Origin of the sequence: Campylobacter novaezeelandiae (assembly GCF_004323845.1) — a bacterium.
Lineage (GTDB): Bacteria > Campylobacterota > Campylobacteria > Campylobacterales > Campylobacteraceae > Campylobacter_D > Campylobacter_D novaezeelandiae.
The window spans coordinates 1-650 of the sequence record NZ_QPGR01000037.1; the positions used below are offsets into that span (position 1 = coordinate 1).

Consider the following 650-nt stretch of genomic DNA (forward strand, 5'->3'; position numbering starts at 1 on the left):
TTAAAGAATTTAGTTTTTTAAAGGGTTTATTTAAATCTTTAATCAGTAATTCTTCACATACTTCTTTAAAGGGTTTTTCTAAGCTTCCTTCTATTCTTGCTCCACCCTCTGTGCAGTTGTAGGTGGTAGAAAAAATATTTTCATTAATAATTTGTTCCAAAAAAGATTTAAAATACACCCAAATTCCATGTGTTGTAACTTTTCCATTACCACCATAAGCCATTATTTCTATATGCTCTTCTTCACTCTCAAAATTTGATCCGTGTTTATAATCACTAGGATGAGAATTTCCTTTTTCATCATAGGCTAAGTCTTGTCCTATTAAGATGATATTTTTGTGTTTTAAAAGCATAGCTAAAGAGTAATTCATATAAGCTACACTTGGACCACCACCAAGATAACCAAATAAATGAAGTTTAAAATCAAGACACATTCTAGATGGTTTTGAAACAAGCATAAAAGAACGATTTTCAAGATAAGAAAGTGCTTTTGGATGAACCAATGAAGCAAGAATAAAAAGCACTCCCCCATCAATCCCCTCATATGCCTCTTTAAAGAATTCTGCCGTGAAATCAGTTCTTTCCAACATACAAACATAATCAGGCTTAATACCATGTTTAGCTAATATAGCATAAGCACTATCTGCACAA

General features: G+C 31.7%; 1 protein-coding gene. It reads right to left on the bottom strand.

Features of this window, described 5'->3' with window-relative positions:
- Positions 1-650 (bottom strand): 6-hydroxymethylpterin diphosphokinase MptE-like protein (locus tag DU473_RS08145; protein WP_131186976.1); only part of this gene is annotated, 650 nt, incomplete at both ends.